The sequence below is a fragment of the Kitasatospora sp. NPDC042419 genome, from assembly GCF_056437345.1.
Genome location: NZ_JBWKAW010000026.1, coordinates 25,291 through 48,808 on the forward strand (window position 1 = coordinate 25,291; position 23,518 = coordinate 48,808).

Consider the following 23,518-nt stretch of genomic DNA (forward strand, 5'->3'; position numbering starts at 1 on the left):
GTCTACCGCGGTCCGGGAGCGTCTTTCTCGTCAGGCCCCGGCCGCACCGCAGCGGTGCGGGGTCCGACGCCCCGGACCGCGTCGGTGCGGCCGGGGCGACACCATCGACGAGAGGCGCGACATGCCCACGCTCCCGCAGCACGGCCAGACCTGGACGCTCAAGTCCGCCAACGGAACGGTCGCCGACGTCCGCTCCAGCCAGACCGCCGCCGGCACCGGCATCCAGTCCTGGGGCTCCAACGGCACCACCGCCCAGGGCTGGACCTTCTGGGCCAAGGACGGCGGAAAGTGGCTCCTGGAGACCCAGCTCACCGTCGGCCGGCACGCCCCCGGCCAGGCCATGGTCATGGACTACAACTACTCCCTCGGCCAGGCCTGGCTGTTCAACGAGCACAACCAGCCCAACCAGCACTGGTGCCTGGAGCCCGTCGACAACGACTGGTTCCGGATCCGGACCACCCGCGCCGACGAGGGCACGCTGTTCCTCACCGCGGCCGCCCCCGGCTCCCCGCTCACCCTGTCCAAGCAGGACGACGGCAACCCGGCGCAGCGCTGGCAGCTCTTCCCGGCCGGCGGCGTCAGCGGCGGCGGTCAGCAGCCCCAGCCGCAGCCGCAGCCCCAGCCGCAGCCCGGCGGCGGTGACTTCCGCACCGAGATGCTGAACGCCGTCAACGCCGAGCGCGGCCGCACCGGCGCCCAGCCGATGCGCCTGGACGACCGCCTCAGCGCCGCCGCCCAGCGCCACGCCGACGACATGGCCTCGCACGACCTCACCCAGCACGACGGCACCGACGGCAGCTCCCCCTGGGACCGCATCCGCGCCGCCGGCTTCACCTCCCGCGGCAGCTCCGCCGAGAACGTCACCCCGGGGAACAGCGTGCCGGAGGCCATGCGGATGTGGATGAACAGCCAGCACCACCGGGAGAACATCCTCAACCCCGCGCTCAACGTCCTCGGCGTCGGCTACGCGCCCCGCCGGCGCGGCAACTGGGGCCGCTACGTGCAGACCTTCGGCCAGGCCTGAGACCCCTCCACCGCCAACAAGGAGTCAACACCCATGTCCTCGAACGCGGCGGACCTGATCCGCGTCGCCCGAGACCAGGTCGGCTACCACGAGGGGCGCAGCGGCGGCCACTGGAACAACGTCCAGCGGTTCTCGCCCGCCGTCCCCGGTCTGGAGTGGTCCCAGGGCCAGGCCTGGTGCGCCACCTTCGTCGCCTGGTGCGCCCAGGAGTCCGGCAGCGCCGGCCTCTTCCCGGTGAGCGCCTCCTGCGCGGAGGGCGTCGCCTGGTTCAAGGAGCGCGACCGCTTCACCGAGTACCCGGTGCTGGGCGGCCAGGTCTTCTTCGGACCCGGCGGCGGCAGCCACACCGGCATCTGCATCGCCTACACCGCCTCCACCATCACCACCGTCGAGGGGAACACCAACGGCGGCGGCAGCTCCGAGGGCGACGGCGTCTACCTGAAGTCCCGTGACCGCCACTCGGACTGGGTCTACGGGTACGGCGTCCCGGACTTCTCCGACGGCGTCGTGCTCGCCGACCCGGCGTGGAAGGACCGGCCCGGGGCGCTCTGGTTCGGGCACGAGGCGTCCGCGACCGACCGGCCGGCCGGCGGCGCCCGGGCCGGCGGGTCCGGCGACGGCGGGTCCGGCGACGGCCACGAGCCCTTCCCCGGCGCCGACTTCTTCCACGACGGACAGAAGAGCGACGTCATCACACGGATGGGCGAGCGCCTCGTCGCCGAAGGCTGCTCCGCCTACGCCGAGGGCCCCGGCCCGGAGTGGTCGGACGCCGACCGCGAGTCCTTCCGCAACTGGCAGCACAAGCTCGGCGACTCCGGCACGGACGCCGACGGCGTCCCCGGCCCCATGCAGTGGTCCGCGCTCAAGGTCCCGCGCGGATGATCCCGACCGCCTCCACCGCCCCACAAGGAGAACCCGGATGAGCACGTTCACCCGTACCCGCCGCTTCCTGGCCTCGCTCGGCGCCGCCGCGGCCGTCGCGGGGGCCGTCGTGGCCACCGCCCCGGCCGCCCAGGCCGCCGGCTGCGAACTGGCGCCCTCCCTGCACACGCCCGAGAAGGTCTACAACGGCGCCGCCGGCGTCCTCGACCTGCCGGCCGACAACGAGGCCGACGGCCAGTGGGTCGGCGTCTACACGCCCAACAACCAGTCCACCGCCCAGACCTGGTCGTTCTGGGGCTACTGCGACGGCACCACCGCCATCTCGCACGGCGCCGGGGGCAAGGTCGTCGACCTCGACACCGGCTCGGGCACCGTGCGGCTCTGGGGCACCCCCGGCGGCTGGGACGGCCTCAACCACCCGGCCGGCAGCGGGATACCGGCCAACCAGAAGTGGCTCCTCGCCGACGAGGACCGCGGCTGGTACCTGATCCGCGACATGGCCACCTGGCGGTGCCTCACGTCCGCGGGCGTCGGCCGGCCCGTCTCGGTGGCCTCCTGCGACCCGGACGACCCGGCCCAGCGCTGGCTGCTCCGCTGAACCACCCGCCCCGCACACCCGGGCCCCGCCGCGCTCCCCACGGGGGTGGAGCGCGACGGGGCCCGGCCCGCACGCCCGCACGCCCACCCGCCGGGGCGCCCCTTCCCGGACCGGCGCGGTCCTGACCCGTGTCAGTACGTACGCCCCGCGCGGATCGGTAGCTTGTGGTTCCGCCGTGTCCGACCGCGCTCGTCCCGTGGCACCCGTACGGGGCGGTTCCACAACCGGTCGCACACGACGCGGACCACGTCCCCGGCGCGGCCGTGGAAGGGCCGCACCCCGCGGCCGAACGGTCCGCACGGCGTACGGACCGGCTTGGGGATCGCAGAGTTGGGGGCGGCACACCGATGACGGCTTTCACCGGAGCGTTCTGGCGGAGCGGTGACCCCGGTTTCGCGGACGCCACGACCTCGCGCGTCTTCAACCAGCGGCGCCCGTCGCGCCGGCCGGCGGCGGTGCTGCGCGCCGCCGACACCGCCGACGTGGTGGCGGGCGTGAAGCTGGCCGCGGCGGAGGGCTGGCAGGTCGCGGTCCGATCCGGCGGGCACAGCTGGGCGGCCTGGTCACTGCGCGAGGACACCCTGCTGATCGACCTGGCCCGGTTCACGGGGATGTCCTACGACCCCGCCGACGGGACGGTGGCGGTCGGCCCGGCGGCCCGCGGCGGCCTGGACCTCGACCCGTACCTCGCCCGGCACGACCGGTTCTTCGCCGTGGGCCACGCCCCCTCCGTGGGCCTGGGCGGCTTCCTGCTGCAGGGCGGCATCGGCTGGAACTGCCGCGGCTGGGGCTGGGCCGCGGAGTCGGTCGAGTCCATGGACGTCGTCACCGCGGCCGGCGAGCCGGTGCGGTGCTCCGAGACCGAGAACGCCGACCTGTTCTGGGCGGCGCGCGGCTCCGGTCCCGGCTTCTTCGGCGTGGTCACCGGGTTCCGGCTGCGCACGCGCCCCCGGTTCCGGGAGCTGACCCGGTCCAGCTACGTCTACCCCGCCGAGCTCGCCCCGGAGGTGCTGGACTGGTACCTCACGGCGCGCCGCGACCTGCCGCCGTCCGTGGAGCTGGCCGCCGTCGGCTGCACTCCGCCCGGCTCCGACGCCCCGGTGCTGGTCGTCGACGCGGTCTCCTTCGACGGCGGCCCGGCCTCGCTCGCCGCGCTCGGCGGCTGCCCGGTGGCCGGCCGGGCCCTGTCCGCCGCGGTGGCCCGCCCGGTGGACTTCGCCGACCTGAACGCGGAACAGTCGCGGGGCAATCCCGAGCACCACCGCTACTTCGCGGACAACGCCTTCCTCACCGGCTCCGCCCAGGAGCTGGTCCCGGCGCTGGTCCCGGCGCTGGTACCCGCCTCCGGCGGTCTGCCCACGCCCAGGACGTTCACGGTCCTGGGCGACTTCACCCCCCTGATGGCGCGCCGGCCACCGGACATGGCCCTGTCCGTGGCGACGGACCTGTACTTCGCCGCGTACGTGATCGGTGAGACCCCGGCGGAGGACGCCCGCTGCCGCTCGTGGCTGGACGGCGCCATGGCCCGCGTGGCACCGTACTCGGCCGGCAGCTACCTGGGCGACAGCGACTTCACCGTCCGGCCCGACCGCGCCATGTCCGACGCGGCCTGGTCGACGTTCCAGCGGATCCGCGCCGCCCGCGACCCCGGAGGCCGCTTCCCCGGCTACCTCGGCGCCCCGGTCCAGTAGGGCGGGCCGACGGGCGCCCGGTCCGGTGGCGCGGGCCGACGGGCGCCCGAGCGTCTGTGCCGCCTCACTTCCCGTGCGTGACGGCGGAACGCAGCGACCGGGCCGTCTCACGGTACCGACTGCTGAGCCTCTGGTGGGACAGGGTCACCAGCACGTACTCCCCGGAGGCGTGCTCGTGCGGGCCCAGGTCGAGCGCCAGCCGGTGGTGGACACGGTCGTACCGGTCCTCCAGGCGTCGGACCGCCTCCCGGACCGCGACCGGGTCGTCGTGCAGCCGGACCAGCCCCTGGGACTGCAGCCAGACACTCCCGCTGTCGTACTTCGCGACGGACAGGGCGACGGCGGGGTTCCTCCGGAGCAGATCGGAATCACGCCTCGCGGCGAGGAACGAGATCCGGGCCTCCCCCTCGACGTCGATCACCTCGAACCCGACCTGGCGGCACCGCAGGAGGCCGTCGTGGTCGAAGCAGGCGAGGTGTCCGTAGGTGGGGCTCAGCGCGCGGTACCCCTTCCCGTCGCCCCGGCGCGCCATCCCGAGGATCGCCAACTCGTCCCGGGCTCCGCGCCGTTCCGGCTCGTCGTCCCCGTGGTTCCCGTCCGGGCCCCAGAAGTCGTCGTGCGGGCTCCGCCCGGGCGGCCGAGCCGGGTCGCCGCCGCCGCTCCTCGGTGCCAGCACCCGGACGTAGGGGGCGGACCGGCACACCGGATCGTCGCCGAGCTCGTTGCGCACGCGGTACGCGAGGACCTCCAGCCGGATCCGCTCGTTCCCCTCGCGCCGGTCCCAGCTCGTGTAGTTCCCGTCCGTCTGCTCGCCGACCTTCGGCTTGCTGTACAGCCCGGCGAGCGTGCGGATCAGCGCGCGGTCCGGGTCCGGCGACTGCTTCGCGAAGCCGCCCACCTCGAAGCACGTCTGGCTCCCGACGCCGGCGGGGACGGACAGCGCGACCACCGGGTCGAGAGCCGTCGCCCTCGCCTTGATCCGGTTCTCCACCGTGCTGATGACCACGTTCCCGCCGACCGCCGCCGCCCAGACCGGTGTGACGCTCACACCGCCCCGTCCCGTGTGAACGGCCAGGTGCACGTACGGGCGGTCGGGGCTGGGCAGGTGGGTGGCGCGGCCGAAGGGCGGCCGCAGTACGGAGCGCTCGTCCGCGGTCAGCGGGAGCCCCTCCACTTTCCCGACCAGCTCGGAGATCCTGCGTGCGCGCTGCCTGATCTCCTCCCGCGCCGCACGGGCCAGGGCCAGGTCGCTCCCGGCGAGGCCCCGGCGCTGTGCGGCGTCCGCGAACAGCCGGGCCGCATCGGCGCCGGGGGCCCGGCCGAGCTCCTCCACCGGGCCCCGGCCGTGCTCGTGGGGGGACGTCTCGCGGGACTGCTGCATCTGCACACTCTCCGTGCCGGTTCTCAGGGTGGGCGAAGGGGCGTTCGGCCGTGGCGCGCAAGCCGGCCGGGGTCAGCCGAGCCAGGTCAGGAAGAGCGTCAGCTCATCCCGCAGCTGGGCGACGGTCGGCCGCTGCACCTCGATCTCGGTCCTGGCCCGCTCGCCGACCGGTGCCGTCCGGTAGACGTTCGTGTAGTCCTCCACGGCGGGCTGTTGCAGGACGAGCGAGGCCGCGGCCTTGCCGGCGGACCGGGAGATGCAGTGCAGGATCTCGTGGTTGATGTGGTAGACCGTCCCCGCCGGCAGGACCGCCTCGAATGCCGCGTACAGCTGCTCCTTGCCCTGCACCTCCAGGGAGAAGGTCTTCCCCCGCCCGATCGGCAGGTACCTGTAGTGGTGGTACTCGGTGCCGGGGCCGATCTTGAACTCCTGGGCGAAGTACTCGCCGACCACGAGCGCGGTCGTGAAGTCCCAACGGTGCGAGTGGATGTCCTCCGTGATGGTCCCCGAGGCGTCCGGTTGCGGATGCCACAGGTGGAGGCGCAGCTTCCAGGGGTTCTTGTCGCCGACCAGCAGGACGACCTTCAGGAAGTTGTTCGCGTGGTAGTAGGAGCGGGCGGCCATGTCGGACAGGGCGGCCTCGTCAGAGACGATCCGCCCGATCAGGGCCCGCAGCTCCCCGTGCTCGGAGAGACGGCGGACCACCGACTCCGACCCTTGGAAGGTCGAGCCGCGCCCGCTGTCCACGATCCGTTCCAGCTGGTCCTTCACTTCTTGCAGGGTCGCCTCTGACGAAGCCCGCACCATGGCCTTCTCCCCCTTTGCGGATACTGGCGATCCAGTGGATCGATGGATACCGGGAGGTGGAACCTCCGGGTCAGCGGTGTGCCGCGGCGGCCGCCGCGACGGCGGTTCCGATCTTCCGGACGATCTCCGCCGTGTCCTCGTCGGTGAGCGTCAACGGCGGCGCGATCCTGATCACGCCGCGCTCGTGGCGCGTCATCACCCCGGCCCGCGCCGTGGCCTCCGCGATGGCGGCGGCGGACTCCGGAGCAGCGGCCTCGACGGCGACCACCAGTCCGAGCCCGCGGACGTCGGAGATCAGCGGGCTCGACTCGAACTCCCGCAGCCCCGCCAGCAACGCGGCGCCCTGGACCGCCGAGTTCTCCACCAGCTTCTCGTCCGCCATCACGTCCAGCACGGTGTTCCCGACGGCGGCCGCGACGGCGTGGCCGCCCGTCGTGTGCCCGTAGCGGAGCCCCTGGGCGATCGGCTCCCGGACGAAGGTCTCCTTGATCGACGAGGTGACCGTCACGGCGGCCAGCGGGAGGTACCCGCCGCTGATCCCCTTGCTCATGGTGACGATGTCCGGCGTGATCCCGTCGTGGTCGAAGCCGAACATCCGGCCGGTCCGGCCGAACCCGCAGAACACCTCGTCGAGGATGAGCAGCGCACCGTGCCGGTCGCACAACTCCCGGAGGGCGGCGAGGAATCCCGTGGGGAGCACGACGCAGCCGCCGAGGCCCAGGAGCGGCTCGACCATGACCGCCGCGGCGGGCGGGCCGGCCTCCAGCGCCCTGGCGAACAGCCCGATCAGCGCGTCGGCGCCCTCCTCGGTGCGTATCTCGCGGGGCGACGCGGGCAGGGGTACGCGGTCGACCGGGAAGGGCGGCGCCCATTCGCTGGCGGTGAACGGCAGCCCCGAGAGCTGCTGGGCCAGGTAGGTGGTGCCGTGGTAGGCCGCCTCGAAGGTGATGACCCGGTTGCGGTCCTCGCCGTTGTTGCGCCAGTACTGCAGCGCGATCCTGAGGGCGGCCTCGGTGGCCTCCGAACCGCTGTTGAGCAGGACGGTCTCGTTCAGCTCGCCCGGCAGGATGCCGGCCAGCCGCGAGGCCAGCGTCTCGGCGGGGTCATGGCTCGACACCATGGGGTCGTAGTGGACGAGCTGCTGGAACTGCCGGGTGGCGGCCTCGATCAGCCGGGGGTGCCCGTGCCCGCAGGAAGCGTTCAGGACCCCGGAGATGCCGTCGAGGTACCACCTGCCCTCCGCGTCACGGACACGGTTGCCCTTCGCCTCGACGATCCGCATGGAGTCGGCCTGTCGGGCGATCGGCGTCCAGGGCCGCCACAGCGAACTCGTTGAATCGGAACTCTGCATGTCTGAACACTCCAGGGGACGGGTCATCGGGTCTTCAGGGCTCCCGTTCGGGGCGAGCCGGAGACGGCCGTGCCGAGCCGGTGGCGCCGACACCCGGGCACCGCGCGCTCCGCGGCGTGCGCACGGGTGAGCCGTCCCGTGACCCGGCGGCACCCGGCGCGGTCGGCGGACGTGTCGGAACGACGGCGGCGGACGGAACCGCCCGCCGCGCTCGTGCCCGTTGCGACTCGGAGCCAGTCTGCCTGAACTCCGGCCCCTGAAGTCCCAACAGGTAACAGGGTCGTAGGCCCGACCCGATGGAATCGATCATGCTAGGTTGGGCACGGTGGCGGAGCCGGCGAAGGCGCCCCTCCCCGGGGACCGGTCGACGACCGGCCGCCCGTACGGGCCTCCGGGCCTCCGCGACCTCACCGCGGCCCGCCGGACACATCACTCGTTCACGCGCGGTGGTATCCGCTCCGCCCGGGCCACGCCGGAGAAGCTCGCCTGGCAGTACGAGTGGTCGGAGCCGGTGGCCGCCACCGTGGTGGTGAGCAGCCGGATCGAATGCCCGTAGAGGATGTGGTCCTTCTGAACGCCCTGGGGTGTCGTGGGAGTACCCTCGAACGCGCTGAAGTACCGCCCCGGACGCAGGACTTCGGCCAGCAGGTCCGCTACCCGGGGGTGGTTCAGGTCGACGGCCGCGAAGGCCGGGCCGGCCTCGCCCGCGGCCAGTAGATCGGCGGTCAGCATGTCCCACGCCCGCGCGAACATCGGATCGGTCGGGCTCACGCCGAAGTGGTGCAGCGGGAAGCAGTGCCCGTTGACCAGTCCGAGCGTTCCGCCGCCGCCCAGCTCCAACTGCCCGACGACGTAGCCCTTGTCGTGCAGCGTCCAGTCCTCGCCGTCCGGACCGGCCACCCGGAGCCCCGGGTTGGGGAACTGCTTGTACACGGCGTTCCGGATGGGGTACCGGGACACGATTCCGAGCGCCAGGGAGGCGTCCTCCGCCATGTGGGACCTGCTCGTCGGGAACGAGGCGAAGTACGGATAGCCCAGCCGCCCCGCCAGCCACTCCGTCTGGCTCGCCCGGCGCCCGTGGTAGTCGTGGGCCTCCTGCAGGCAGAGCACGTCGGGCCGGCGGTCCGCCAGGACCGACGCGTAGTGGCCGAGCGACGGATCCACGCCCCGCTGATGGGACTTGCCGGGGATCCCGCCCCCGATGTTCCACGTTCCGACCTTCAGGACCGCAGGATTCACGAACTCGTCCCGTCTGGAGTGGAGAGCCTCTGTGGGAGCCGCGCGCGACCGGCGTGCGGCGTGTCGTCGGCGTGCGGCGCACGGCCGTGGTCGAGCGGGCCGCGCGGCGGGGCGGCCTTCGCCTCAAGAGCGCTGCGCACTCGCGTACTTGAGGTCGGGGAGCAGGCCGAGGTGCTCCTCCCGGACCAGGTCGAACCGGAGCGCGAACGCGACCAGGGCTTCGCGTTTGGAGTGCATGCGCCCCTCGTCCACGTACTTGGCCCACTGCCCGACCGGGAGCTTGCGGTCCGTCAGGTAGTCGATGTGGTAGTTGATGCTGCTGCGGTTCGCGTCCCTGAACTGCCTGGTGCCCTTGAGCCTCTTGACCACCTCCTGGGCGGAGGGCACCGCCGCCATGGAGGAGCCGCGCAGCCGGGGCTCGCACAGTGCGACGAGGACGGCGAAGTACTTGCTCGCCATGTCCAGGTTGGTTATCGCCGACTCGGCGGACGAGGCGGCCTGGTCGGGCCCGAGCAGGACCGGCGGGGGCGCGAAGACGGTGAGCTCGCTGATGCTCGCCCCGGACGGGATCAGGATGCGCGATATCTCGAACGGGATCACCATGTCCAGCTGGCGGGGGCGCGCCTTGACCAACTCCGTGCCGCCTTCCAGGTTCTCGACGGCGAAGGTGGTACCGGCGGTGAAGTTCGAGAAGAGGAGGTGCTGTCCGGAGACCTCGAACGCGCCGATGCTGGGCGCGACATCGGGCTGGAGCCGGCCGGTGAAGTTCGATATGCCGAAGTTCAGCCGATCGCCGGCCCTCAGGCTGCTCCGCTCCGTGGCTCCGGACCCACCGGGATGGCGGCCTTTCTTCCACCAGGTCACGATCACTTCCACATCGGTTTCGATCCCAGTCCGCATGAAGAGCACCTTCCTCGTCCTCGATCCCTCACGGGAGTTCCAAGGTCGACCCGACGACGTCCTCCGTCGCGTGCACCGCGATGGCCGGCCGACGACCGAGCTGATCAACCGTCACGACGTCGATGCCGTGGCACCTCTGGTCCTGCACACTTCTCCCCGGCACGGGCCCGGCGCCCGAGACCTCCCCAAGGGGGACAGCGGTGCGACGCCATCGGACGCAGGGGTGACACCCCGCCCACGGCGCTCCGCTCCACTGTCGACTCCGGCGATCACCGGTCCGCCCGGTCGGGTACCGCACGCGGGCACGCCGACGCGTGGCGCTCCGCTCCTCGCAGCGCCCGAACCACAGTGTTCGAATCCGGGCGCCCGAACCCGGGCGCCCGAACCGGAGCGCACGGGGCACACGTCACCGACCGTGGCGAGGAGTCCGCCCGGAGACTCGTCGACGCCTCCGGGCGGACGGCCCGCGGCGGAACGGCCGGCAGTCACCCGGCTCTTGGCCCCCATGGCCCCGCAGCCCCGTAACCCCCGCCGCCCCCGCAGCCCTCATGGCCCCGACCCGCCGGTGGAGGCCGGGACGCCCGCGCCCGGCCGGCTTCAGCGGGCGACCGTGGCCGGCCGCCCCCTCCCCGCTTCCCCTCCCCGCTTGCCCTGTCCGTCTCCCCTGCCCGTCTCCCCTGCCCGTCTCCCCTTGTCCGACGACCGTTCCACCCGGCCCGAACCCGCGCCCGGACCACGGAGCGCGGAGCGGGGAGGGCGCTACTCCCCGTTCGCGAGCTCCCTGGTGGCGGAGGCGCTCAGGATCCCGCCGTGCAGCTCCTTGAAGACGGCGCCGCGCATGCCCTTGGCTGTCGCCGCCTTCAGCCCGCCCCGGAGGTGCCTCAGGCCGTGGGCCCGCCCGAACCGGACCGGCTGGTGGAACAGCAGGCTCACGTAGGCGGCGAGCCTCGCGGGGCTCTCCTCCCCGGTCAGCGCGATCTCGTGGACCTCCAGTTGGTCGCGCCACCTCAGCGCGGTGGCCACGCCTTCCACGCCCCCGGCGCGGGCTGTGAGGACGACGAGCTCGACCGACCGGCAGTCGAGCCACTGGGCGTAGCGCATGCGGACGAACTCCGGGTGGTCGGGGATCCCCTTCCCGGTGTTGTGCTCGGCGATCACCTCGGCCGCCGTGTCCGCGACCTCCGGCCAGGAGTGCACCGCGGTGGTCACCCGCTGCTGCTCCATCAGGTTCCGGTCGCGGCGCAGCACCCGCCTGACCCGGGAGCCGCAGCGCTGCTCGCTGTCGTCCGCCATGACGTCCACGAAGTGCGCCTCCTGCCCCAGTGGCGCCCAGCTGATGCGGCCTCCCGACGCACGGTCGAGGAGGTCCCTCGACTCCCGGTACGCGTAGGGGAAGAGCATGCCGCGGTCCTCGGCGGCGGCCGCGCGGGCCACCGCCGTGAGCACCCGCCCGAAGGAGGGGCCGTCCCGCAGGCCGCCGCTCACGCGGGCCGCCGAGCGGAGATCGGCGTTGCCGCCGACCAGCACGTACGAGCCGGGGTCGGTGCCGCTGCCGTCCGTGGCGCCCGGCGGCAGGGGCCACCGGCCCGGATCGTAGGCGGGGTTCGGCCAGCGCCTGCCACGGGGCGTGTACACCGGGAGGACGGCCAGGAGCCGCTCCCCGGCGGTCGCCCGGGCGTACCGCGTCCTCCAGCGGCCGTCGTCCTCGTGCTGCAGCATCCGGTGGTAGCAGCCGACCGCGCCCGCCGAACCGTCCAGCCCGTCGAACTGGGCGGCGTCCACCGGGGCCAGGCTCGGGATGAGATCGACGGTCACGGCTGAACCGGTCGGACCCGCGGTCCGGTTGTCACGTGCCATGGAAGCCGGAAGCTCCTCTCGTGTGGGGGCTGGTGCAGGGCCGGACGCGCACGCGGAGCGGGTCAGGCGTCCGTGCGGCGGCGCCGGCGGGTCGGGCACCGTGCGGGGTCGGCGGCCCGGGGACCGGGGCGGCGGAGGTATCCGCCGGCGTGCCGCGCACCGGCCGCGAAGCGGCGGTGTCACCACCTCCGCGGTCTCCGCGCCGTCGAGCCGGGCGGCGTCGGAACGCTTCCCGCGGTCGCGGTGGCGGCGCGGTTCGCCGGCCGCGTCGGCCCTGGTCGGCCTCCCGGCCCGCTCGGCCCGCGACGGGGCCGGGTTCGCGCGCCCGGGATCCGGGGGACCGGTCGGCACCGACCGCGCCGGTGACGGCACCGGCCTGCGGCCGGCCCGGCTTACGGCCGGCACTCCGGGCCGGACCCGGCGGCGTTCACCACCCGCGCTCGTGGCCCTCCGGTCCGCCGCCCCGCGGGGCCTCCCCGGCCTCCCCGGCGGCGGCCTCCTGGACGGTCCGGACGGGCCCGGAGTTCTCCGCCGCCACCGCCGGATCCGCTCCGGCGACCCGTACGACACGCTTCCTGTTCATTCTGTTAGCCCCCCCTGGGTATGCAATGGCCACTCGGTCGATAATCACGTGACATATGCCATGTGAAATTACACTAGTGACCAGTCGCGAACGCCGTCAACGGCCATTCGACCTGATCCTCCGTCAGCAGACGATCTCGGCCATCGCTCCCCGGGCCTCCCGGCCCCGGAGTTCGCGTCCGGTCAGGGCCCGCCGGGCCGACTGCCGGAACCGGACGTCACCCCAGGGCGCGGACGACCACCTCCCGGTACTGCGCTCCCGTCCCACCGGCGACCGCCTCCACGACCCCCGGCACGGCCGCGCCCCGCCCCCTCACCGCCGACGACGAATGGACGGGCCCGCACGCCGGCCGGCTGCCGGACCGATCGGATCGGCTCGTTTCAGTCGTTGCGGACCCGTCGCACCGGGCCCCTCGTCGGCCCCCGGACGTGCCGGGAATGCCGGGAACCGCCGATTCCGCAGCCCCGTCGGGAACTGCGGATCGACGGGTCGCGGAAAGGGCGGTAGCGGTACGGGGCGTCAGGGTCGGGTCGCGCGGAAGTGCCGCACCGTCGGGTCCGTCGCGCCACCGGATTCGAGATACGCGGCGAACCGGTCGGCATTCGCCTCGTGGACGAAGTTCCACGTGATGGACACGCTGGGCGTGAGGGCGACAGCCGCGTGGAACCACCCGGCGGGAATGAAGACGGCGTCCCCCGGGGAGAGCGTCGCCTCGACGGCGGGGCGGACCGATCCCCAGTCGGGGAACCGCACGTCGTCCGGGTGGTCCAGGTCGACCACGGCCGAACCGTCCGACAGGAACTCCGCCGCGCCGGGCGGATACAGGACGAAGCGCTTCTCCCCCGTGACCTGGCAGAGGACGGCATCGCTCGCCCACGGATCCACGTGCAGGCGGGTGCGCCCGCCCGCGGCGCAGACGAAGATGCCCTTGGCGGGAAAGCTGTCCCACACCGGATCCGCGTCCCCCTCGACGGGCGGGAACACGTAGCCCGCCGAAGGCAGCCAGGAAGGCGCCGCCCAGAACTCCGCCAGTTCCGCGAACGCATCGTCCGCACAGATCATCTGGAAGTGGCGCTGCCTGGCGTACCAGCGGACGTAGGGCACGGACGCCTCGTCGGGCCGCCCTCCTTCCATCGTGGACACGAAGTCGCCGAACCTGACCGTGCGCTGCATCTCGAACAGGTCGTCGAAGACGGGGACGTGGCGTTCCGCGAACCTCCGCGCCAGCAGATCCAGCTCCCGGGGCGGAGCCAGCGGCCCCGTCCGCGGGAAGCAGTCCCTCGCGACGAGCGGCACGTTCCCGGCGAGGTGCTTCTCGATGAACTCGTTCCGGTCGATGCCGGCACCCGGGCCGCGACCGGTCACGGAGCACCCCCCTGGTCCGAAGGAACGGCCGGACGCCGGTCGAGCGGCCGGTGAGCGGCTCCCCGGTCGTCCACCACCGCCACGGCCACCGCCACCACGAGATCGGCCTGGTGGGTGAGCGTCACCGCCACCTCGGTCAGGCCGAGTTCGTCGGCCGCCCTCCGGGCACCCCCGCTCAACGTGACGACGGGCCTGCCCCACGGGTCGCCGAGCACTTCGATGTCCCGCCAACGGATCCCCTGCCAGAACCCCCGTCCGAGGACCTTGCAGGTCGCCTCCTTGACGCAGAAGCGGCCGGCCAGTCGCTCCACCCGGCGTTCCGGCCCCAGCGTGGCGGCCTGGGCGAGCTCCGCCTCGGTGAAGACCAGCGAGCGGTAGCGGTGGTGCCCGGCGATCCGGGCGAACCGCCGGACGGCGAGCAGGTCGACGCCGATCCTCATGCCGGCCCCCTTCCCGCGGCGCCGCACGTCCGTACCGCCCGGGCGCCGTGCCGCCGTTCCGGGTCGCAGCGGTCGGGCCGGCCGTGCCCGTCGTGCCGGCGGTGCCCGGAGCGCACCGGTGCGGCCGTGCCGGTCACGGCCGTCCGGCGGCCTCCGGCGGCTTCAGGCCGCCACACCCGGGACCCCTGTCTCCAGGTAGTCGGCGAGGCTGCCGATCGACTGGAACACCTCGGGCTGCAGGTCCTCCACGTCCAGTTCCACACCGATGGTGTCCTCCAGGGCCATCAACAGGTCGATGACGCTGGTGGAGTCCAGCGAGAGGTCCTCGACGAGGCGGACGCCCTCGGCCAACTGCTCGACCTCCCGGTCGAGCACGCTGGAGAGCGCGACGCGGATGTGCTCGACGATCTGCTCGCGGTTCACGAGACCTCATTTCTTGTGCCGGCCGGCGACGCGGCCCGGCTGTACAGGTGTTGTTGACGCAACATGTCATCGGGCAGGTCACGGCTGCGCACGAGGTGCGCCTCGCCGTCCCGGACGAGGACCTCGGCGGGAAAGCCGTGGCCCAGGAAGAGTCCGGGGGAGGCCGAGGGGCCGTAGGCGCCCGAGCGGGTGACCCCCAGGAGGTCACCCACCTGCAGCGGCGGCAACGCGGCGCGCCTGAGCAGGGTGTCGTTGGGCGTGCAGAGCGGGCCGGTGACGTTCCAGTTCCGCAGCCCGTCCTCGTCCGCCGCGCGGTTCAGCAGCCGCACCGGGAAGTTGCGCCTGGCGAACGAGCCGATGCCCACCGCGGCCATGTGGTGGTTGGTGCCGCCGTCCGCCACGGCGAACAGCTCCCCCATCGACTCCTTCACGTAGCGCACCGACACGACGTAGGTGCCGGCGTGGGCGGTCAGGTAGCGGCCCGACTCCATCAGCAGCCGGGTGTCCGGGTGGCGCCGCGCGAACTCCTCGATCAGCGGGTTGACCTCCCCCGCCAGCGACGCCGGGTCGAGGTCCTCCTCCCCCTCGAAGTAGGCGACCCCCAGGCCGCCGCCGATGTCGACCGCCTCCAGGGGGATCCCGGTGGCCGCCGCCACCCGCTCGGCCAGGTCCAGGACGTAGCGCGTGTTCCGCCCGACCACCTCGGCGTCCAGGATCCGCGTGCCCATGTAGACGTGGACGCCGGCCAGTTCGACGTGCCGGTAGCGCGACGCCAGGTCCCCCGCGGCGAGCACCTGGTCCTCGTCGATGCCGAACTGCCGCGGTTTGCCGCCCATGGTCAGCCGGGATCCGCTGATCGCGCGGGCCGGGTTGATCCGCAGCAGGACGCGCTGCCGCACGCCCTGCCCGCCCGCGAGGCGCTCGATCCGCTCCACCTCCTCGAACGACTCCGCGACGACGGCGTAGATCCCGGCCCGCAGGCAGGCGTCCAGCTCCTGGTCGCTCTTGCCCGGTCCGAGGAAGATGACGTCCTGCGGGCGGGCACCGGCCAGCAGCGCCGTGCGCAGCTCCAGCAGCGAGGACACCTCCGCGTGCGCCCCGCCCTCCCTCAGGGTGGCGAACACGCTGATGTTCGGGTTCGACTTCAGCGAGAAGAAGACGTCGAGCGCGGGGTGCAGCGCCTCGGACAGCTCCGACAGCCGCCGCAGCAGGACGTCACCGTCGTAGACGTAGAGCGGCGTGCCGAACCGCTCCGCCAGATCTGTGTAGGCGATCCCTTGGATCTTCATGAGCTCCCACTCTCCACGAGGGTGCGCAGACGCTCCTCGGCCCGGCCCCGCAGGGCGAGCGCCGAGTCCGCGTCGGCGGCGATGCAGATGCCGTACAGGCGCCCGTGGAACGGCCCGGCACCGGGGCCGACCCCCGCGTTCAGGGTGGCGAAGTTGTTGACGAGCACGCCCGGGGCGCCGGTGCCGTCGAACATCGACGGGCCGAGGGCCGCGGCCACCTCCGCGAAGGAGTGCGCCCGCGACAGCCTCAGGTTGAAGGTCGCCGCGATGGCGTGCCGCCCGTCGGGGACGAACCGCTCCGCGATCCGGCTCTGGTACGTCGACATGTTGAACCGGGCGTTGATCTCCAGGCAGGGGTACAGCGTGCCGTCCGGACCGACCACGGCGTCCACGCCGACCACTCCGTAGTAGCCGTCGGCGTGCAGCGCGCGGCCGATCAGGCGGGCCGACTCGTGCAGCGTGGCGAGGTGCTCCTCGGACAGCGCCACGGGGAAGCGGTGCCCCTGGTGCACGTTGTTGCGCAGCACCGCCTGCTTGACCGCCTCGAACCGGACCTCACCGGAACGGCTCACCAGGAACTGGTAGTTGAGATCACTGGCATTCTCGATCCAGGACTCGACCACCATGTCCGCCCGCGCCTGCCCGCCGCGGCGGCCGATCAGCCGGAGCAGCCGGTCCGCGGCGGCGGCGTCCGGCAGCACCACCATGCCGCGCCCCGAGACGCCCAGCGACTCCTTCACGACCGCCCGGCCGCCGCGGGCGATCTGCGTACCGATGGCCCCGGCCAGGTCCGCGACCCGCTCGCACACCAGCCCCGGTACGGAGGCCAGCCCGAGCGAGTCGGCCAGGCGGCGGCTGTAGATCTTGCCGTTCACCCGCTTGCAGACCTCGGCGGAGGGGCCGGCCAGAGGCAGGCCCACCGCTTCGGAGAGCCGCTCCTCCGCCGCGGAGATCCCCATCGGCATCAGGTAGGTGCGGCCGTCCGCCAACCCCCGCAGGAACTCCAGCGTCCCGGGCGAGTCCAGCGCGTCCTCCGTGACGGTGCGCTCCGGCAGCGACCCCTCGACCGCGACCACCTCGCTCGCCGCGGCGTCGACCGACCGCAGGTACGCGGCGTAGTCGCCGTCCATCGGTGACTTCAGCAGCACGATGTCCGGGCCCTCGGCGAGCAGTGCGCCCATCTCCTCCATGCGGTTGACCGTCGCCGAGGCGAAGGAGATGCCCGCCCCCGGCAGTTTGGGTTCACCGGCGGCCCAACTGCGTTCCACTTCGAAGTTGTTGAGATGGACGAACCGCGCGTTCTCGTCCCCGACGAGATCACGCTTCAATCGATCGGCGAAACCCACTGCGACTCCTCGACACCGGGACGGCTCCTGCAAGGACATGGCACCGCACGCTCGTGTCGGCCTACCGGGCGCCGTCCGGCGCGAGGAAGATCTTGGACCCCAGCGGCTCGTCCAGGCTCGCGGCCAGTGCCTCGTCGAACCTCTCCAACGGGTAGACCGGGCCCAGGAGGTCGTCCATCTCCAGGTCGCGGGCCAGCCGCACCACGTCGTCGAGCACGTCGTAGGAGACGGCGGCCAGCGTCACGTCATTGCGCACGGCCCGGGTCACGTCCAGCGTGAGCGGCACCGCCGGGCGGCTCTTCAACACGACCACCCCGCCCGGCCGGACCGACCGGAGCGCCAGGTCGAGCGCCTCGTCCGTCCCGGCGGCCTCGACCACGAAGTCGTAGTACCCGCCGGCGGCCGCGCCCCCCGCGGTGCCCGGGGTCGGGGCGGTCTCGACGTCGGCGAAGCCGCGGGCGCGCAGGACCCTGGTGGTGAGGTCGGCGATCCGGCCCGAGCCCAGCACCAGTCCCCGCCCGTCGGGCCGGATCGGGGCCCTCACCACCGCGGACATCGCGGCGATCGGCTCCACGCAGGCGGCCCGGACCAACGGCAGGTCCACGGGTACGGCGCACAGGCTCGCCTCGGGCACGACCACCTGCTCGGCGAACGCGCCGTCGATGTCGACGCCGAGCATGAGCCGGTGGGCACAGCGGCCGCCGTCGGCGCACGCCTTGCAGTCCCCGCACGGGATCAGCGGCAGCGCCACCGCCACGCGGTCCCCGCTCCGGTAGCCGCTCGTCGGGTCGGCCTCGACCACCTCCCCGACCACCTCGTGGCCGAGGACCCTCGTGCCCCCGAGCGGAAGGAGCCCGGTTGCCGCCTGGACGTCCGTACGGCAGATCGCCGCCAGCAGCACTCGGAGCCTGACCCAACCGGACGGTCGCAGCGGCTCGGGGACGTCACCGAGCTCGGTGCGCTCAGAATTCCGAATGACAGCCTTCATGAAAGAGATCCCACCCTCAGAATTTGACCGCGTAAGGAGAGTCGTCCTCGACCGCGCTGAAGAACCCGGCGAGGAAGTCCTCCAGGGCGGCGTGCGACTCCGCCACGAAGAGCACGGGCTGATGGGCGTGCGAGTCGTAGTCCTGCCGCGCCATGGCGGCCAGGTCCAGCGGCCTGATGTCGGTGTCCCGGAACCGCGTGAGCTCCCTGACGGAGGACAGCAGGCTCGCCCCCCACACCTTGACCTCGCCGCCCTCGTACACCAGCCCGCACTCCACGCCGAACCAGAAGATCCGCGAGACGAGTTCGACGACATCGGGGTTCCGCAGGCGTCGCACGGCCTCCCCGGCGAGCCGGTACAACTCCGCCCAGCCCTCGTTCACCAGGTGCGGGCCGTGTCCGAGGACCTCGTGGATCATGTCGGGCTCAGGAGAGAAGCCGGGCCGGGCGACATGCCGGATGTACTGGGTGGCCCGGAAGTTCCGATCCGCGAGGCTCTCGTAGAAGACCCTGGCCGAGACGCTTCCGGCGACCGGGGTCATCCGGAATCCCGTCGCCCTCCCGATGGCGTCCGAAACGTCCCGGAGTTGCGGTGGCCGGTGCGACGGAAAGTCCAGCGCGCTCAGCGATTCGAGGTACACCGAACTCGCATGACGCTGGTGGAGACCGTGCAGTTCCCCGGTCACCACCTGCCAGACCCGACGGTCGCTTTCCGAGTACACGATGTGCGGAGCGGAATCCCCGGGCCGGGCGTGAACCGCCGCGGCGGCGATCCACTCACGGCGCTCGACGTAGCGCTGATCGCCATATCCCGGATGGCCTTCGGGCAGTGTCACCGATATGTCGCCGTTGTTGTTCTCGACAAGCGCCGGCCCCGGCCGGCGCCCCTTCATCACGATCGGTTCAGTGAATTGATCCGCCATGCCGGACACCATAGCCAGAGCGCGGTGGAACCCGGTCCTGTTGCTTGTCAGGACTTCCGCTCCGAACTCCGGAACCCCGGGCCCGGAAGCACACGTCCGACCGCCTTCCCTTGCCGGGCGAACAAGCCGGCCGCGGATTCGCGGTGCGGAAATCGGGCCGGAAATCCACGCGTGCCGCGCCGGGGCGCCGGGACCGGCCGGCGGGAACGTCCGCGTCGGCGGGCGGGGCACTCCCTAGACCGCCGTCGCCGAGAGGACGAACCTCTCGGCCGCCCCGAGGAGTTCCTCCACGACCCCGGCCGGGAAGCGGTTCGCGTCGAAGTCCGCGACGAGCTGCGGCCCCGTCCCGTACAGGTTCCACGACACCGCCACCGTCTCGGCCCAGACCTTGTCGCCGGGCAGGCCCAGTTCGACGTACTCCGCCCCGGTACCGGTGAACAGCGGCGTGTAGTACGCGGACCTCGGCTGCTCGTTCAGCTCGACGTAGAGGCCTGCGGCCGCCCGGTCCGCCGCCGTCAGGGGCTCGTTCCAGGCCCTGCCCGCGACGGTGAGCGGGAGGGCGTACTCGAAGACGTCCTGGGCCCGCCGGAACACCTGCCGGACCGTTTCGAGCGGAGTCGCCGCGCGGTCCCCGAGGTGCAGCGGAACGGTCTGGACGAACAGCCCCGCGGTCCGCGCGGTACCCGGCAGGGCGCGGCCGTGATGGGCGACGGAGATCCCCGCCGCCGGATCGTCGGCCACCTCCCGCGCACCCGCGAGCACGCCGGCGGAGACCACCGCGAAGGACGTCACCCGGGCCTTCCGCGCGAGCGCGTGCACCCGGGCCCTGACATCCGCCGGAAGGGCGCGGGTGACCACCCCGTGCCGGTACCCGCCGGTGCGCCCGGCACCGGCCGGGAAGCGCGGAGGAAAGGCCCCGAACTCCCGGGTGTAGGAGCGCCAGAAGGCCCTGGCCTCCTCCCCCCACGCACCGGAGAACAAGCGGCGCTGCTCCGACGCGAAGCCCTGGTAGCTGCCCGCCTCCGCCACGTCACCGGCGTCGCCGGCCAGGGCGCGGTCGTAGAGCTCCCTGAAGTCCTCCTTGATGCGCAACCAGGAGATCAGATCGGTGACGATGTGATCCAGCGCGACCCCGAAGAGGTGCCTCCGCTCGCTGCGCCGCACGACGGCGACCCGCGAGAACCCCGGGCCGTCCAGGGCGAAGGGGGTACCGAGGAACCGGCGCATCGTCTCGATCGCCTCCTCGTCCGTCTCCGCGGTGCGGAACTCCACCTCGCTCAGGGCGTCGTCGTGCGTGCGCGCCTCGTCCGCCGAGACGTACGTCCTGCGCAGCGCGTCGTGACGCCGGCAGACCCGCCGCCAGGCGTCGCGCACCGCGGCGAGGTCCAACGGCCCGGTTATCCACACCGCCCTGTGCACCAGGTTGTTCCAGTCGGCGAACTCCCCGGTCAGCCTCGCCTCTTCCGCGAGCGAGGTCGGGCCCAGGGAGGCCCCGACGCGGGGCGCCGTCACGTCCGGCCCGCCGCTGCCCGCCCCCTGCGCCCGTCAGGCATCGCTGGCGGGGGAACCGGTCGGGGCCTGCCCCTGCTTGCCCTCCAGGAAGTCCGAGAGGCTTCGCGGCGAAGTGTGCGAGAACACCTCACGCAGCTTCACGTCGACACCGAGGGTCCGGTGGACCTCGCCGACGATCTGCAGCATGTGCAAAGAGGTCCCGTCATTGTCGAGGAGATCGGAGTTCTCGTCGAGGTCGGGCTTGCCGAGAACCTGTCGCCAGATCTTGGTCAGGATTACGGTACGTTCTGACATCGCTCCCCATAACGTGGATCCACGCCGGATTTCTTGGCCCGTAAACTACCGATCGGCACGGTGCGCCCGTACTGACAGCGGTCAGGACCGAGCCAGCCGCCGCCGCGCCCACCAGCGCCCCGGAGCGCATTCCTCCAGGAATCACCGGAGGCGCCGGACCGCGAATGCGGCGCCGCCGGCCGCACTGTCGGGGAGATGCGGGTGGCATTCCGTACTGTTACCTGTCAGTACACATTTCCCGGCGCCTGGCCTATTGTGCTCGGCACCGCTTCCGGTCTTCCGCCTCCAGCCGGTTCCGGGTACCCGAGGCGAGGGGCGGATCAGCGCCACACCTCCCATTCCGAGCACAAAGTAGGTCACATGAAACTGATCGGGGCCGGCCTGCCGCGCACGGCGACGCTGACTCAGAAGATCGCGCTGGAGATGCTGGGCTACGGCCCCTGCTACCACATGAACACGGTGGCCGCCGACCGGAACCACATGTCCGAATGGATCGCCGCGTACGAGGGCGATCCGGACTGGGAGGCGATATTCGACGGCTTCTCGGCGGCGGTCGACTACCCGGCGTCGTTCTACTACCGGGAGCTGGCCGAGGCCTACCCGGACGCGAAGGTCCTGCTCAGCGTGCGGGACGGGCGCTCGTGGGCCCGCAGCATGCGCGAGACCGTCTGGGGCCTCACGTACGGCGACACGGTGGCCCACCACCTGGCGGCGGCCGTGGAGGCCGCCGATCCCGACATGCGCCGGAACGGCCTGATGCTGCGGGGCATGTACGCCCGCGCCGGGTTGTTCGGCCCCGACCCGGAGGTCTTCGACGAGGACGCGGTGGCTGCGGCGATGGAGCGGCACATCGAGCAGGTGCGCGCGGCCATCCCGGCCGACCGGCTGCTGGAGTGGTCTCCGAAGGACGGCTGGGCGCCGCTCTGCGCCTTCCTGGAGGTCCCCGTCCCGGAGGCACCGCTGCCGCACGTCAACGGCTCCGCCGTCTTCAACGAGTACCAGGTCGACAGCCTGCTGAAGGTCCTGCAGGGGATGGACCTGTAGCTCCGCCGCTCCGGCCGGGGCGGCGCCGGGAGCACGGCGGCTCCCGGCGGGCGGCCGGCGGTCGCGTCGGGCCGGCGGTCGCGTCGGGCCGGTGCCGGAGGGCCCTTCGTCCGGATCCCGGCAGCCGGGCCCCCTCCCCCGGTGCCCCCCGGCACCGGCAACTCGCTTGTCCCATCTACCTGTTAGGGTGCGCGAATGGAAGATCTCGGAGCCGTGTCCTGGCCACCCGAGCCGATCAGGACCAAGCGGCTGGTACTCCGCGGGTCCGAGGCCGGGGACCGTACCGCGTTCATCGAACTGCTCGCATCGCCGGAGGTGAACGCCTACGTCGGCGGCCCCCGGCCGCGCGGCGACCTCGAACGCGAACTGGCCGCGGTGCCGGAGCAGTGGCCCGGCAGCTTCGTCGTCGACCTCGACGGGTCGATGATCGGCCACGTCCTGCTCCGCCGGGCGACGGGGCACCGCCGCCCGGCCGCCGCGGGGAAGGCCGATCTCGGCTACCTGTTCCTGCCGCGGGCATGGGGCCTCGGGTACGCCGCCGAGGCGTGCACGGCGGCGCTCGACTGGCTCGCCGGCGCGCTTCCCGGCGAGCCGGTGGTACTCACCACCCAGAGCGCCAACCTCGCCTCGATGCGTCTCGCGGCGAGGCTGGGGTTCACCGAGGTGGAGCGCTTCGAGGCCTGGGACGCCGAGCAGTGGCTCGGTATGCGGCCCCCGGCCGCGCCGTCCGGTCGAATCCCCGACAGTCCCGCGTGACGCCTGGTCGACACCCCGGCCGCGGCCGGGGTGTCGACCAGCGTGGAGCACTCGGGACCGACCGGCGCTCCCTGACGGCGCCGGCCACCGTTTCCCACGGCCCCGGCGCTACCGGCCGCCGGGCCAGACGACCTCGTCGAGGAAGCGCTCCACCGCCGTTGCCACCTCGCCGAGCACGGCGGCGGACTCCCTGAGGGGGCGGCCGGGCACGAACATGCTGTGGTCGGCGCCCTCGATCTCGACCACGTGCGGAGTGAGCGACCGGGCGATGTCCCCGTCCCAGAACTCATCGGCCGTCCCCCCGACGAGCAGGAAGGGCGCGGTGCCCCGCCGCAGCGCCGCGATGGTCCTCTCCGCGACCGGCGCAGCGGCCAGGAACGGCGTGAACCAGATGGCGGGAACGCCGTACTCGGCCGCCACGGGCGCCGCCCGTGTACCGAGCGACTTGGCGATGATCACCGTCTCGCCCGCGCCGGCCGCCGCGACCTCCTTGACGGCGGCGGCGACCCGCGCGTTGATCATCTCGTCCACGTCGTCGGCGAAGAGGTCCCCGTTGCCGAGGTCCCATTCGACCGGGTACATGAAGGCCCCGCGCCGTGCCACCGCCTCGCGGTTGAACATCAGCAGCGACGTCCCCGGGCCGTAGATCCTGCCGGGCGCGATCACCGCGGCCCGGACGGGCGTTCCCTCGTCTTCATTCGTCATTTCTTTATCGTATATCGGGGACGCAGTACCGGGAAGGCTTTTTCAGGCGGTAATTCCATCGCCTCCGTGCCGCATTCCGGCACAGCGGAAACGAGGGCCGTGAGAATCCTTCGAAAATTCT

The 23,518-nt window shown here is 72.7% G+C and carries 23 protein-coding genes; 6 read left to right on the forward strand and 17 right to left on the reverse strand.

Translation table 11 applies throughout. The features are described from left to right. Positions 1 to 121: 121 nt before the first annotated feature. The 4 genes from AC067J_RS33890 to AC067J_RS33905 all read left to right on the forward strand — a co-directional run bounded on the left by AC067J_RS33890 (position 122) and on the right by AC067J_RS33905 (position 4,195). The gene (locus AC067J_RS33890; RefSeq protein WP_478305803.1) at positions 122 to 1,024 is read left to right on the forward strand and encodes a CAP domain-containing protein; all 903 of its coding nucleotides are present in this window, start codon (positions 122 to 124) and stop codon (positions 1,022 to 1,024) included. 33 nt (positions 1,025 to 1,057) lie between these two features. Further along, positions 1,058 to 1,906, forward strand: coding sequence for a peptidoglycan-binding protein (locus AC067J_RS33895; protein WP_478305805.1), 849 nt, complete (start codon positions 1,058 to 1,060; stop codon positions 1,904 to 1,906). 37 nt (positions 1,907 to 1,943) lie between these two features. Continuing rightward, complete coding sequence (locus tag AC067J_RS33900) at positions 1,944 to 2,504, forward strand: RICIN domain-containing protein (protein ID WP_478305807.1); 561 nt, start codon at positions 1,944 to 1,946, stop codon at positions 2,502 to 2,504. Positions 2,505 to 2,851: 347 nt separating this feature from the next. After that, the gene (locus AC067J_RS33905) at positions 2,852 to 4,195 is read left to right on the forward strand and encodes an FAD-binding oxidoreductase (RefSeq protein ID WP_478305809.1); all 1,344 of its coding nucleotides are present in this window, start codon (positions 2,852 to 2,854) and stop codon (positions 4,193 to 4,195) included. 64 nt (positions 4,196 to 4,259) lie between these two features. On the opposite strand, the gene AC067J_RS33910 is transcribed toward AC067J_RS33905, so the two are convergent. From AC067J_RS33910 to AC067J_RS33985, 16 genes are all read right to left on the reverse strand, one after another. Further along, the gene (locus AC067J_RS33910; RefSeq protein WP_478305811.1) at positions 4,260 to 5,576 is read right to left on the reverse strand and encodes a pyridoxamine 5'-phosphate oxidase family protein; all 1,317 of its coding nucleotides are present in this window, start codon (positions 5,574 to 5,576) and stop codon (positions 4,260 to 4,262) included. A 72-nt stretch (positions 5,577 to 5,648) separates the two neighbouring features. Continuing rightward, complete coding sequence (locus AC067J_RS33915) at positions 5,649 to 6,347, reverse strand: hypothetical protein (RefSeq protein ID WP_478305813.1); 699 nt, start codon at positions 6,345 to 6,347, stop codon at positions 5,649 to 5,651. A gap of 106 nt (positions 6,348 to 6,453) precedes the next feature. Beyond that, complete coding sequence (locus AC067J_RS33920; RefSeq protein WP_478305815.1) at positions 6,454 to 7,734, reverse strand: aminotransferase family protein; 1,281 nt, start codon at positions 7,732 to 7,734, stop codon at positions 6,454 to 6,456. Between the two features lie 429 nt (positions 7,735 to 8,163). Beyond that, positions 8,164 to 8,973: an endonuclease/exonuclease/phosphatase family protein gene (locus tag AC067J_RS33925; RefSeq protein WP_478305816.1), complete on the reverse strand. Its 810-nt coding sequence runs from the start codon at positions 8,971 to 8,973 to the stop codon at positions 8,164 to 8,166. 123 nt (positions 8,974 to 9,096) lie between these two features. Then, entirely contained in the window at positions 9,097 to 9,873 is a 777-nt protein-coding gene (locus AC067J_RS33930) for a hypothetical protein (RefSeq protein WP_478305818.1), read from the reverse strand. Positions 9,874 to 10,632: 759 nt separating this feature from the next. Then, the gene (locus AC067J_RS33935; RefSeq protein WP_478305820.1) at positions 10,633 to 11,730 is read right to left on the reverse strand and encodes a hypothetical protein; all 1,098 of its coding nucleotides are present in this window, start codon (positions 11,728 to 11,730) and stop codon (positions 10,633 to 10,635) included. A 427-nt stretch (positions 11,731 to 12,157) separates the two neighbouring features. Continuing rightward, entirely contained in the window at positions 12,158 to 12,313 is a 156-nt protein-coding gene (locus tag AC067J_RS33940; RefSeq protein ID WP_478305821.1) for a hypothetical protein, read from the reverse strand. Between the two features lie 519 nt (positions 12,314 to 12,832). Continuing rightward, positions 12,833 to 13,678, reverse strand: coding sequence for a cupin-like domain-containing protein (locus AC067J_RS33945; protein WP_478305822.1), 846 nt, complete (start codon positions 13,676 to 13,678; stop codon positions 12,833 to 12,835). After that, positions 13,675 to 14,118 carry a holo-ACP synthase gene (gene acpS, locus AC067J_RS33950; protein ID WP_478305824.1) on the reverse strand — a complete coding sequence of 148 codons (444 nt, stop codon included), beginning with the start codon at positions 14,116 to 14,118 and terminating at the stop codon, positions 13,675 to 13,677. The genes AC067J_RS33945 and acpS overlap by 4 nt, the downstream gene beginning before the upstream one ends. A 162-nt stretch (positions 14,119 to 14,280) precedes the next feature. After that, positions 14,281 to 14,541, reverse strand: a complete 261-nt coding sequence (locus tag AC067J_RS33955) for an acyl carrier protein (protein WP_478305826.1) — start codon at positions 14,539 to 14,541, stop codon at positions 14,281 to 14,283. Continuing rightward, positions 14,538 to 15,830 (reverse strand): type III PLP-dependent enzyme, encoded by a 1,293-nt coding sequence (locus AC067J_RS33960; RefSeq protein ID WP_478305828.1) that lies wholly within the window; start codon positions 15,828 to 15,830, stop codon positions 14,538 to 14,540. The genes AC067J_RS33955 and AC067J_RS33960 overlap by 4 nt, the downstream gene beginning before the upstream one ends. Beyond that, positions 15,827 to 17,176 carry a preATP grasp domain-containing protein gene (locus AC067J_RS33965; protein WP_478305830.1) on the reverse strand — a complete coding sequence of 450 codons (1,350 nt, stop codon included), beginning with the start codon at positions 17,174 to 17,176 and terminating at the stop codon, positions 15,827 to 15,829. The genes AC067J_RS33960 and AC067J_RS33965 overlap by 4 nt, the downstream gene beginning before the upstream one ends. A gap of 61 nt (positions 17,177 to 17,237) precedes the next feature. After that, the gene (locus tag AC067J_RS33970; protein ID WP_478305832.1) at positions 17,238 to 18,164 is read right to left on the reverse strand and encodes a zinc-dependent alcohol dehydrogenase; all 927 of its coding nucleotides are present in this window, start codon (positions 18,162 to 18,164) and stop codon (positions 17,238 to 17,240) included. 16 nt (positions 18,165 to 18,180) lie between these two features. Then, a complete protein-coding gene (locus tag AC067J_RS33975) occupies positions 18,181 to 19,098 on the reverse strand; it encodes a phenylalanine 4-monooxygenase (protein ID WP_478305834.1) in 918 nt (305 codons plus the stop codon). A 222-nt stretch (positions 19,099 to 19,320) separates the two neighbouring features. After that, positions 19,321 to 20,598 (reverse strand): condensation domain-containing protein, encoded by a 1,278-nt coding sequence (locus AC067J_RS33980; RefSeq protein WP_478305836.1) that lies wholly within the window; start codon positions 20,596 to 20,598, stop codon positions 19,321 to 19,323. 33 nt (positions 20,599 to 20,631) lie between these two features. Then, a complete protein-coding gene (locus AC067J_RS33985) occupies positions 20,632 to 20,892 on the reverse strand; it encodes an acyl carrier protein (RefSeq protein WP_478305838.1) in 261 nt (86 codons plus the stop codon). A gap of 360 nt (positions 20,893 to 21,252) precedes the next feature. On the opposite strand from AC067J_RS33985, the gene AC067J_RS33990 reads away from it, so the two are divergent. Then, positions 21,253 to 21,936, forward strand: a complete 684-nt coding sequence (locus AC067J_RS33990; RefSeq protein ID WP_478305840.1) for a sulfotransferase family protein — start codon at positions 21,253 to 21,255, stop codon at positions 21,934 to 21,936. A gap of 195 nt (positions 21,937 to 22,131) precedes the next feature. After that, the gene (locus tag AC067J_RS33995; protein ID WP_478305842.1) at positions 22,132 to 22,692 is read left to right on the forward strand and encodes a GNAT family N-acetyltransferase; all 561 of its coding nucleotides are present in this window, start codon (positions 22,132 to 22,134) and stop codon (positions 22,690 to 22,692) included. Between the two features lie 108 nt (positions 22,693 to 22,800). On the opposite strand, the gene AC067J_RS34000 is transcribed toward AC067J_RS33995, so the two are convergent. Beyond that, positions 22,801 to 23,397, reverse strand: coding sequence for an alpha/beta hydrolase (locus tag AC067J_RS34000; RefSeq protein WP_478305844.1), 597 nt, complete (start codon positions 23,395 to 23,397; stop codon positions 22,801 to 22,803). Positions 23,398 to 23,518: the final 121 nt, after the last annotated feature.

Coding starts and splice junctions, on each gene's coding strand:
- AC067J_RS34000 (WP_478305844.1), bottom strand. CDS start 23,397: ATGACGAATGAAGACGAGGGAACGCCCGTCCGGGCCGCGGTGATCGCG.
- AC067J_RS33895 (WP_478305805.1), top strand. CDS start 1,058: ATGTCCTCGAACGCGGCGGACCTGATCCGCGTCGCCCGAGACCAGGTC.
- AC067J_RS33995 (WP_478305842.1), top strand. CDS start 22,132: ATGGAAGATCTCGGAGCCGTGTCCTGGCCACCCGAGCCGATCAGGACC.
- AC067J_RS33910 (WP_478305811.1), bottom strand. CDS start 5,576: ATGCAGCAGTCCCGCGAGACGTCCCCCCACGAGCACGGCCGGGGCCCG.
- AC067J_RS33985 (WP_478305838.1), bottom strand. CDS start 20,892: ATGTCAGAACGTACCGTAATCCTGACCAAGATCTGGCGACAGGTTCTC.
- AC067J_RS33960 (WP_478305828.1), bottom strand. CDS start 15,830: ATGAAGATCCAAGGGATCGCCTACACAGATCTGGCGGAGCGGTTCGGC.
- acpS (WP_478305824.1), bottom strand. CDS start 14,118: ATGAGGATCGGCGTCGACCTGCTCGCCGTCCGGCGGTTCGCCCGGATC.
- AC067J_RS33970 (WP_478305832.1), bottom strand. CDS start 18,164: ATGAAGGCTGTCATTCGGAATTCTGAGCGCACCGAGCTCGGTGACGTC.
- AC067J_RS33890 (WP_478305803.1), top strand. CDS start 122: ATGCCCACGCTCCCGCAGCACGGCCAGACCTGGACGCTCAAGTCCGCC.
- AC067J_RS33990 (WP_478305840.1), top strand. CDS start 21,253: ATGAAACTGATCGGGGCCGGCCTGCCGCGCACGGCGACGCTGACTCAG.
- AC067J_RS33975 (WP_478305834.1), bottom strand. CDS start 19,098: ATGGTGTCCGGCATGGCGGATCAATTCACTGAACCGATCGTGATGAAG.
- AC067J_RS33935 (WP_478305820.1), bottom strand. CDS start 11,730: ATGGCACGTGACAACCGGACCGCGGGTCCGACCGGTTCAGCCGTGACC.
- AC067J_RS33920 (WP_478305815.1), bottom strand. CDS start 7,734: ATGCAGAGTTCCGATTCAACGAGTTCGCTGTGGCGGCCCTGGACGCCG.
- AC067J_RS33930 (WP_478305818.1), bottom strand. CDS start 9,873: ATGCGGACTGGGATCGAAACCGATGTGGAAGTGATCGTGACCTGGTGG.
- AC067J_RS33940 (WP_478305821.1), bottom strand. CDS start 12,313: ATGAACAGGAAGCGTGTCGTACGGGTCGCCGGAGCGGATCCGGCGGTG.
- AC067J_RS33900 (WP_478305807.1), top strand. CDS start 1,944: ATGAGCACGTTCACCCGTACCCGCCGCTTCCTGGCCTCGCTCGGCGCC.
- AC067J_RS33905 (WP_478305809.1), top strand. CDS start 2,852: ATGACGGCTTTCACCGGAGCGTTCTGGCGGAGCGGTGACCCCGGTTTC.